The 9711-nt window shown below is 59.6% G+C and carries 9 protein-coding genes; all 9 read left to right on the top strand.

Features of this window, described 5'->3' with window-relative positions:
- The first annotated feature begins 110 nt into the window (after positions 1-110).
- The 9 genes from VIH17_12675 to VIH17_12635 all read left to right on the top strand — a co-directional run bounded on the left by VIH17_12675 (position 111) and on the right by VIH17_12635 (position 9663).
- The gene (locus VIH17_12675; GenBank protein ID HEY4684084.1) at positions 111-1094 is read left to right on the top strand and encodes a GDP-L-fucose synthase; all 984 of its coding nucleotides are present in this window, start codon (positions 111-113) and stop codon (positions 1092-1094) included.
- A gap of 116 nt (positions 1095-1210) precedes the next feature.
- Entirely contained in the window at positions 1211-2530 is a 1320-nt protein-coding gene (locus VIH17_12670) for a class I SAM-dependent methyltransferase (protein HEY4684083.1), read from the top strand.
- A 10-nt stretch (positions 2531-2540) separates the two neighbouring features.
- A complete protein-coding gene (locus VIH17_12665; protein ID HEY4684082.1) occupies positions 2541-3791 on the top strand; it encodes a glycosyltransferase family 4 protein in 1251 nt (416 codons plus the stop codon).
- 61 nt (positions 3792-3852) lie between these two features.
- On the top strand, positions 3853-4659 hold the full coding sequence (rfbF, locus tag VIH17_12660) for a glucose-1-phosphate cytidylyltransferase (GenBank protein ID HEY4684081.1): 807 nt from the start codon (positions 3853-3855) through the stop codon (positions 4657-4659).
- Between the two features lie 127 nt (positions 4660-4786).
- Entirely contained in the window at positions 4787-5758 is a 972-nt protein-coding gene (locus VIH17_12655; protein ID HEY4684080.1) for an FkbM family methyltransferase, read from the top strand.
- A 65-nt stretch (positions 5759-5823) separates the two neighbouring features.
- Positions 5824-6873, top strand: a complete 1050-nt coding sequence (locus VIH17_12650) for a GDP-mannose 4,6-dehydratase (GenBank protein ID HEY4684079.1) — start codon at positions 5824-5826, stop codon at positions 6871-6873.
- 53 nt (positions 6874-6926) lie between these two features.
- Complete coding sequence (locus VIH17_12645; GenBank protein ID HEY4684078.1) at positions 6927-7892, top strand: NAD(P)-dependent oxidoreductase; 966 nt, start codon at positions 6927-6929, stop codon at positions 7890-7892.
- On the top strand, positions 7889-8707 hold the full coding sequence (locus tag VIH17_12640; protein ID HEY4684077.1) for a transketolase: 819 nt from the start codon (positions 7889-7891) through the stop codon (positions 8705-8707). Before VIH17_12645 ends, VIH17_12640 begins: the two co-directional genes overlap by 4 nt.
- The gene (locus tag VIH17_12635) at positions 8704-9663 is read left to right on the top strand and encodes a transketolase C-terminal domain-containing protein (protein HEY4684076.1); all 960 of its coding nucleotides are present in this window, start codon (positions 8704-8706) and stop codon (positions 9661-9663) included. The genes VIH17_12640 and VIH17_12635 overlap by 4 nt, the downstream gene beginning before the upstream one ends.
- Positions 9664-9711 lie beyond the last annotated feature (48 nt).

Here is a 9711-nt window from a genome sequence, read left to right as displayed (position 1 = left end):
GCTGACATCAAGTTGCTGGGCGACCAGCTCAACGGCCGGCTCGAACGCCAATTGTCAGCGCGGGCGTCAGAGTGAGTCTGCTCCCATCGCGGTTGTCTCCAGGGGAGCCCATGACAAGCTTCTTTGCCGACAAGAGGGTCGTCGTTACCGGCGGGGCAGGCTTCCTGGGTTCCTGCGTTGTCAAGAAACTGCGGGAACGCGGCTGCGCCTCGATCACTGTCCCGCGACGCGCCACTTGCGATCTGACCAGGTGGGAAAACATCACCCGTTTGCTGGACCAGGCGTCGCCTCACATTGTTATCCATCTGGCCGGAGTGGTGGACAATCCGGTCGGCGGCGGGAATACCGCCGCGGCTTTTTACAAAAACCTGATGATGGGGGTTCAGTTGATGGAGGCAGCGCGACAGCGAGGGGTTGAAAAAATGGTGTGTTTAGGAACAGCCAGCTCCTACCCCAAACTCGCGCCCACCCCCTTGCGAGAAGAAGAGCTTTGGAACGGCTACCCGGATGAGACCAGAGCCCCTTACGGCATAGCCAAGAAAATCCTCTTGGTTCAGTCCAAAGTTTACCGCCAACAGTATGCTTTTAACTGCATCTATTTGATTCCCGCAAACCTTTTCGGTCCGGGCGACAATTTTGATCCCCACACGTCGTATGTGATCCCCGCTCTGATCCGCAAATTCTTCGATGCGGTAAGAAATGGCGATCGCGAAATCGTCTGCTGGGGCAGCGGCAGTTCTACTCGTGACTTCCTGTTTGTGGATGATTGCGCCGAGGCCATTCTCTTAGCGACCGAACGATACAACGACGGCGAAGCCGTCAACGTTGGAACGGGGTTTGAAATCTCCATCCGGGACCTCGCTTATCACATTGGCCGCCAGTTGGGTTTCTCAGGGCAAATTGTTTGGGATACCTCCAAACCCGACGGCCAACCGCGTCGAAGGCTCGATGGCTCTCGAGCCGAACGTGCCTTCGGGTTTCGCCCTCGCACGGATTTCTTTGAGGGCTTGCGCAAAACCATTGACTGGTACCGGGCAAAGATCGCTCAGGAGGAAGGAAAATCCAAAAGTTGTGCCGGTTCGCTCAAAGGGTGAGCAAGACAGTGGGCCGACAAAAACAACACGAGCAAGGGATCGGGAGCTACGAAGGGCCACTCCTCGTGCCGCCTTGGTCGCAACGGTGGAAACTCCGCCGGTATGAGGGAGGGACGATGAGACAGAAGGTAACTACCAGACAAACGTGCCGCTCCTGTGGGGCAGCTTCCTTGGTCACCGTCCTGGAGCTTGGCGACCACTACGTATCCAACTTTGTTGAATCGTCTGACGGGCAGCAGTTGCCGAGAGCTCCGCTGGAACTGATCCTCTGCCAACAGTGCAGCCTGCTCCAGTTGCGGCACACCACTCCCTCCGAGTGGTTGTACCGCCAGTATTGGTACAAGTCCGGCGTCAATGCCTCCATGCGAGCGGCCCTCGCTGACGTCGCCGCCAGGGCCGAGGAGGTGGCCGGGGTGCGACCGGGTTCGAGTGTGCTCGACATCGGGTGCAATGACGGCACGCTACTCCGCTCCTACCGTACGCCGGGCATCCGGAGGGTCGGCTTCGAGCCGGCCGAAAATCTCGTCCGGGAAGCAGAAGACGGAACCGAGCGAATCATCAACGACTTTTTCCATGCGGCCGCCGTCGCCGGAGAGAAGTTCAGAGTCATCACCTCCATCGCCATGTTTTATGACCTGGAGCATCCAAACGCTTTCGTCGCCGACGTGGTCCGCTGCCTGGATGAAGAAGGCGTTTGGGTCATCCAGATGAGCTACCTGCCCCTCATGCTCTCCCAAAACGCCTTCGATAACATCTGCCACGAGCATCTGGAGTATTACTCGCTGACTTCTCTCCGTCCGCTGGTCGAACGCCACCGTCTGGCACTGCTCGATGTCGAAACAAACGACGTCAACGGCGGAAGTTTTCGGATCTACGTGACGCATGCCGGTTCCCGGTTGAAAGCTCGGGAAGGGGCCGGCGATCGACTGCAAAGGATGCTCTCTGAGGAAGCTCGCCTGGGCTTGACCGAGCGTCGAGTTTACGAAGAGTTTGCCCAACGTGTCTCGCGTATCCGTGACAAAGTGTGCCGCTTCGTTCGAGCGGAGGTGCGAAAGGGAAAAAAGGTATCCGTTTACGGAGCCTCCACAAAAGGGAACACCCTGCTGCAGTACTTCGGACTTGACCGCACGGTGATTCAGGCGGCTGCCGAGCGGAATCCCGACAAGTGGGGCAAGCGCACCGTCGGGACCTGGATCCCCATTGTCGCCGAGGAAGAGGCCCGCCGGAATAGCGATTGGTTCTTGGTCCTGCCCTGGCACTTCATCGACGAGTTTCAAACCCGCGAGAGCGCCTTTCTCGCTCGTGGAGGCAAACTTCTCATCCCGCTTCCCGCGCCGTGCATTCTCGACGCGAAAGGGAGGACGGAACTGATGGAGGGAAGACGAAACCAGGGCAAAAGCGAGCCCGCCTCGACGGGAGTTGGCCGGGAGCGCTAGAGGAGTAGATTTGAAAATTTCCTTGCTCATTCTCGATTTGACATTCAACGGAGGTGCGCCAAGGCAACTTCTGCTCCTGGCCAAATGGCTTCAGGAGTTTGGGCACAAAGTGACGGTCTATGCCTACCGCTATAACCCCTCCCGATGCTATCCCGATCTCACGACCTCGCTCGATATCCGGTGTGTGGAAAGACTTGCGCCGGATTGGGTGCCCCCGAGAACGAATCTTCCTCATCGTCGTCTTTTCTACGCCGCTAAGAGGCACCTCTATGAAAGTAGGAAACTGGCCCATTTGATCGAGGATCCTGGAGACCTGTTAAACACCCACACGAGGGCAGCGAACGCCGCCGCCTTGTATTGCAAGCGCAAAACCGGTGTGCCGATTGTGTGGATGTGCAACGATGCCCGCAACTGGGAGCAACCCGGATACCGGCCTTATTCCCCTCCGTGGCTCCAGTGGCCCGTCGATCGCGTGATGGGATACGTGCAAAAACGAATCGTGCGGCAGATCGATCAGGTGGTTGTCCTGGACGAAAAAGTAAAACGGGCGATTGAAAACTTCTATCACCGTCCCGCCCAGGTGATCCGAAGCGGCATTGATACGCGCGCATTTGGCGAAAGGCCACAAGGTCGAGCCAAGATACGGCAAAGGCACGGTATCCCGAGTGATTCCTTCCTCTTGCTTTGGCTCGGCATCCTGGAACCGCATAGGCGTATTGAAGATGTCCTGGAAGCCATGCGTATCCTGAGACAACACCGTGATGATGTCCGATTCATGATCGTGGGCCTGGGCAGCGTTGCTCCTCATTATGTCCGGCGCCTTCGTCAGTTCGTTGCCGACCATCAACTGGAGAAAGTGGTGAGCTTTTTGCTCCAAAGCGTGCCCGATGAAGAGCTGCCGGACTACTATTCGGCCTGCGATGCCTACGTCTATCCGTGCGAAAACCAGGCGTGGGGCATAGCCGTTCTCGAGGCCATGGCTTGCGGCAGACCGGTCATTGTCTCGCGCGCTGTTGGAGTGGAAGAGGTGCTCAAAGATGGAGAAACGGCACTGCTCGTGCCAGGCCGGAACCCGGGCGCGATCATGCGCGCGGTGGCCGAGCTGGCCAATATCCCGGACCGGCGCAACAAGATTGCCCGGCAGGGGAGAGAACACGTGCAGCGGCACTTTTCTTGGGAGAAGTATTCGCTGGAGATGCTGAGAGTCTTCGAGCAGACCAGCGGCAAAACGGAGATTCAGGAGCAAGAGGTATTGGCGTAGTCAGTGGGCTCCAAAGAAAAAATACGCTCGGGCCGGTTTTTGGCTAAAGGGTGAGAGCACGATGGAACCCAAAGTTGTCATTCTGTGTGGCGGGATGGGGATGCGGCTGCGAGAGGAAACGGAATACCGGCCCAAACCGCTGGTGGAAATAGGTGGCAAGCCAATCTTGTGGCACATCATGAAAATCTACGCTCACTATGGCTTCAAGGAATTCGTCCTGTGCCTGGGCTATCGCGGAAATATGATCAAGGAATACTTCCTGAACTACCAATCCTTGGTCAGCGACTTTACCGTGGTTCTCGGAAACGGTCGAACCGCTATCCAGTATCACAATGATCATGAAGAGAGGAACTTTGTGGTCAGCCTTGTGGATACCGGCTTGGAGACTCTGACGGGAGGGCGCATCAAACGGATCGAGCCTTACATCGAAGGCAATACTTTCTTGCTGACCTACGGTGACGGCCTGAGCGACCTGAACGTTCTGGAACTGGTGAAGTTCCACAACGCACGGGGAAAAGTCGCCACCGTTACGGCCATCAAGCCAGCCTCACGCTTTGGCGTCCTCGATCTCAAAGAAGACGGCACCGTGGCTGGATTCTGCGAAAAGCCGCAAGACACTCGGTGGATCAGCGGAGGCTTCTTCGTTTTTAACCGCAAAGTGTTTGAGTATCTGGAGGAGGACGGCGCTTTGGAAAAAGGCCCCCTGGAGAAGCTGGCGAGGAATGGTCAGCTCGTGGCGTATCCACACACGGGCTTCTGGTACGCCATGGACACCTATCGCGAGTACCAGTTTCTCAACGAATTGTGGGCGAGTGGACAAGCCCCCTGGCAGGTTTGGGAGAGAAAGGCGGCAGCGGTAACCGGCTAGAGAGAGCAGCGGTGCGAATCTCAGGGCTCCGGCCCCTTCTCGGCCCTTTGCCGGAGGGTGGGGCGCGACGGCCGCGGGGATGTTCCTGGGAGGAGATTGGTTCAACCGCCAAGCGGAAAAGCAGAAGATGATGAACGATACTGCCTACTACCGAGCAACGTCTTCGACGTTCAACAAGATCGCCTGGGCTTTCCGACGATCTTTTCTTGGCCAGGCGACCGCGCCCCTTATCGCTCAATCGATCTACAAGTTTCTGCAAACCAGACCCGAGCTGATCTTGAAGAATGAATCGCTGCGCCGTCTGGGTGACAAAGCGCAACTCTGGGCCGTGTTGGATCCGCGGGTGGCGGCCATCCCCATTGGCTTCGGCCCGCTCCGAGGTTTCTCCATTCTCAATGACCCTTCGCCGCATTTTCCCACGTTCCGCGTCCTGGGAATCGAAGAGGTGATGAACCAAGTGATTTTTGAACGCATCATTCGTCCTGGCGACGTGGTCTATGACCTCGGGGCCAATGTGGGAGTGCACACCCTTCTGTTTTCGCGGCTCTGTGGCCCTGGCGGGAGAGTTTACTCCTTTGAACCGTGGCCCGAGAACATCGAAAAGTTAAATGCCAATTTGCGGCTCAACAAGATCCAAAACGTCGAGGTCGTTCCCTGCGCCGTGTCCAGCCGCAGCGGGCTGGCCGCGTTTCGCACCGGACCAGACAGTTCGCAAGGCAAACTGGTGGACGACTCGAACGAGGCCGAACGGCACCGAGACCTCGAGGTGCAGGTGTTCACCCTGGACGATTTTGCGGCCCAGGCCCAGCGGCGCCCTCCCACACTCCTCAAGATCGACATCGAGGGGGGTGAGGGAGAGGCGCTTCGGGGAGCACGCCGCGTGCTTCGTGAGTTCCGACCCATGGTGATTTGTGAAATTCACGATGGGACAGCCGCAGAAGTTGTGCGGTCTGTTCTCGGCGAGGCTGATTATGAATTCTTCGTGCTCGAAAGAGGATTTCGAGTCGTGCCAACGGGAGAAAGTCTGCCGCCGTGGTGTCATACGTGCGCCTGCCCCCGCGAGGAAGTCAATAAGCGGTCGAGCATCCTTGCCGTCTGACGGAGGCCGGGCTTGAGCCAGCGTGTTGAACTTCCTTGTCGCGGTCAGAGGCGCAGGAAAGGCAGGTGAAGAACGTGGGATTGCTTTCAGAGAAGTTTTGGCGTGACCGCCCGACCTTTGTGACCGGCGCGACCGGCTTGCTCGGCGGATGGCTGGTGCGCCGCCTCGTGGAATGGGAAGCTTCCGTCACCTGTCTGGTGCGCGATTGGGTGCCCGACAGCGAACTCGTTCGTTCCAAACTCATCGAGCATGTCCAGGTGGTCAGGGGAGATGTCCGAAACCAGGCTTTGCTGGAGCGAGCCCTGGGAGAATCCGAGGCTTCGACCGTCTTCCATCTGGCCGCTCAGACGATCGTCGGAATCGCCAGCCGGAATCCAGTATCCACTTGGGATAGCAACATCCGCGGGACCTGGAGCTTACTCGAGGCCTGCCGCCGAAGCCCCACGGTTCAGCAGATCGTCATCGCCTCTTCGGATAAAGCCTATGGGGATTGGGGAGGAAAGCCCTACCAGGAAGGGATGGCTTTGCGGGCCAAGCACCCCTACGAGGTGAGCAAGTCTTGCGCCGACCTGCTGGCCCAGTCCTACTCCGCCACGTTTGCTCTACCTGTCTGTGTCACCCGGTGCGGAAACTTGTACGGTGGCGGCGATCTGAATTGGAACCGCCTCGTGCCCGGCACGATTCGCTCAGCGCTGCGGAATGAGCTGCCGGTGATTCGCTCGGACGGGAATCCGGTGCGGGACTACTTCTACGTGGAGGATGCCGTCGAGGCCTACCTGCTCCTGGCGGAATGCATGGCGGGTCGCAGCCAGCTCCATGGCGAGGTCTTCAACTTCTCCAATGAGACTCCGGTCCGCGTGCTCGACCTGGCCCAAAGAATCCTGAGATTGATGGGATCGCAACTCGAACTGGAGATCCAGGCCACTGCCAAGCAGGAGATCAGCGAGCAATGCCTGAATGCCGGAAAGGCCCGGGCGGTGCTCGGGTGGCAGCCGCAGTTCAGCCTGGAGGACGGTTTGCGCGAGACGATCCGCTGGTACCGCGACTTTCTGACCCTGCGGGGCGAGGCGGCACGGGAGGAACCGCTGGTCATGGCGCAGCGGCGGAACGGTTGAGCGGTGGCGAAGACAAAGGTGGACGGATGCGGCAAAAGGGGGATGGGGGCTCGATGCGTTGTCTGGTGACAGGCGGAACGGGCGTGATTGGCTCGCACTTGGTGCGGCTGCTCCTTCACAAAAAGTGTCAGGTTGCGGTGCTGGTTCGGGGGTCGCGCTCGCCCTGGCGGATCGCCGACCTGATCGCGCGCCTCGATGTGATTCCCGGTGACCTCGGTGTGATCGGAGAGGCCGCCGGGACGATTCGCGCGTTTGCTCCCCAGACGGTCTTTCATCTGGGTTGGTTCGGCGTGGTGAGTCGCCACCGCAACGATGTGCGCCAGATTACTGAAAACCTCTCGGGCACACTGGAGTTGCTCCGCGTGGCGCACGAGAGCGGCTGCCGGCGTTTTGTGGGCTTGGGCTCACAGGCGGAGTACGGTGCCTGCAACGGTGTGCTGACCGAAGACCTCCCGACCCGACCGACCACCCTCTATGGAGCGGTGAAGCTTTGCGCCGGCCTGGTCGGGCAACAACTCAGCGACACACTGGGAATTCGGTTCACCTGGTTGCGCCTGCTGGCCGCCTACGGGCCAGCCGACCAGCCCGAGTATCTGATCCCGACGGTCATCTTGTCCCTCCTCCGAGGGGCGAAACCCCGGCTGACTTCCGGCACCCAGCGGTGGGACTACCTCTACGTTGAGGATGCCGCCGAAGCCATCTGGCAGGCGGCGCAGGAACCCGGAGCCGTGGGCGTGTTCAATCTGGCCTCGGGCCAGCCCGCCACGGTGCGCTCTATCGTCGAGCGGCTCCGCGACATGATTGATCCCGGCCTGCCGCTTGGATGGGGCGAACTTCCCTACCCGGACCAGCCGATCGGGAACCTCGAAGGCGACATCTCCAAATTGCAGAACGCTACCGGATGGGCGCCCCGCGTCCCGCTCGCTGAGGGATTGCACCGCACCCTGGAGTGGTTCCGCGAGAATCAGGGGCGCTATCCGGACGCGGCCTTGGCGGCGAAGAGCGTGGGTGTGCCATGACGCAGAACGGGTGCCAGGAGCTTGCCGTGCGCATTCGCAGCCACGTTCTGCGGATGACCCATCGGGCACGGTCTTCGCATGTGGGCAGTTGCCTGTCGATCGCCGATCTGCTGGCGGTGCTCTACGGGCGTGTCCTGCGCCTCGATCCTCGCCGGCCCGACTGGAGCGAACGCGATCGCTTCCTTCTGAGCAAAGGCCATGCTGCCGCAGCGCTCTACGCGGTTTTGGCCGAGCGCGGTTTCTTCCCGGCGAGGTGGCTCGAGACCTACTGCCAGGACGATTCGCGGCTGGCCGGGCATATCACCCACCACGGTGTCCCCGGGGTAGAGGTTTCGACCGGCTCTCTGGGCCATGGCCTGCCCATCGGCTGCGGCATGGCCCTGGCCGGCAAACGAGAGGGGCGTCCCTGCCGGGTCTTTGTGCTCCTGAGCGACGGCGAGTGCGACGAAGGTTCCACATGGGAAGCGGGGCTGTTCGCACCACATCATCGCCTGGACAACCTCGTTGCGATTGTGGACTACAACAAGATTCAGAGCTTGGGCCGGGTCAAGGAAGTGCTCGACCTGGATCCGCTCGGTGACAAATGGCGTGCGTTTGGCTGGTCGGTGCGGGAGATTGACGGGCACGATTACGAGCAAATTGACGATGCCCTGTTGAGCGTGCCGTTCGAAGCGGGCCGGCCGAGCTGCATCATCGCTCACACGGTCAAAGGCAAAGGCGTCAGCTTTATGGAGAACCAGCTTGCCTGGCACTACAAGTCGCCCAGCGCCGAGGAGCTGGGCCAGGCACTGGCTGAGCTGGGGACAGCCGAATGAGAACGGCATTCATCCGAACCCTGATCGAGTTGGCACGGAACGACAAACGCATTTTCCTTCTGGTTGGCGACCTGGGATATGGAGTGGTAGAGCCGTTCGCTCAGGAGTTTCCCGATCGCTTCATCAATGTCGGCGTGGCCGAACAAAACTTGACCGGCATTGCTGCCGGCCTGGCGCTCTCGGGAAAAATCGTCTTTACCTATTCCATCGCCAATTTCTCCACGCTGCGCTGCCTGGAGCAAATCCGGAACGATGTGTGCTACCACAACGCTGACGTCAAGATCGTCGCGGTGGGCGGAGGCGTCGCCTACGGGGCGTTGGGAGTGACCCACCATGGCACGGAAGACATTGCCATCCTGCGTGCGCTTCCCAACATGAAGGTGCTTTGTCCTGCGGATCCGGTCGAGGCTGAGCTGGCTACCAGGGCCATTGCTGCCGCGCCCGGCCCGGCTTATCTCCGCCTGGGGAAGAGCGGCGAGCCAAGAATCTACCGGACGCCGCCTGTCTTTGAGATTGGCAAGGCCATCGAGATCCTGCCCGGAAAGGAAGTGGTTGTCCTCGCCACCGGATCCGTCGTCCGAAACGCCATCGAGGCCTGTCAAAACGTGGCGGAAAACGGCATCGAGGTGGGAATCTACAGCGTACACACCATCAAACCTCTCGACCAAGAGTTGATCGCCAAGCTCGCCTTCCAAACCAGGCTAATGATTACGGTCGAAGAACACAGCCATTTGGGAGGACTGGGAAGCGCCGTGGCTGAAATCTTCACGGAAGTGCCGAATCTACGTTGCCAGTTGAAGCGCATTGGTCTTCCCGATGCGTTCTTCCAAGAGGTGGGAAGTCAGGAATTCCTACTATCGCGCTATTTGTCCGCCGCCGCGCTCGAGGAATCGATCATGGAATCATGTTCGCTTGGGAAAGGAACCAGTCTTGGAGCCAGCGCCATTGGATCGTAACGATCTCGCGCCGGCCCACCGGGGTATCGATCCCCGTAGTAGGGCCGC

Source organism: Candidatus Acidiferrales bacterium (genome assembly GCA_036514995.1).
GTDB lineage: Bacteria > Acidobacteriota > Terriglobia > Acidiferrales > DATBWB01 > DATBWB01.
Note: the sequence above shows the minus strand (reverse complement) of the source record. Positions and strands in the feature narration are given on the sequence as shown.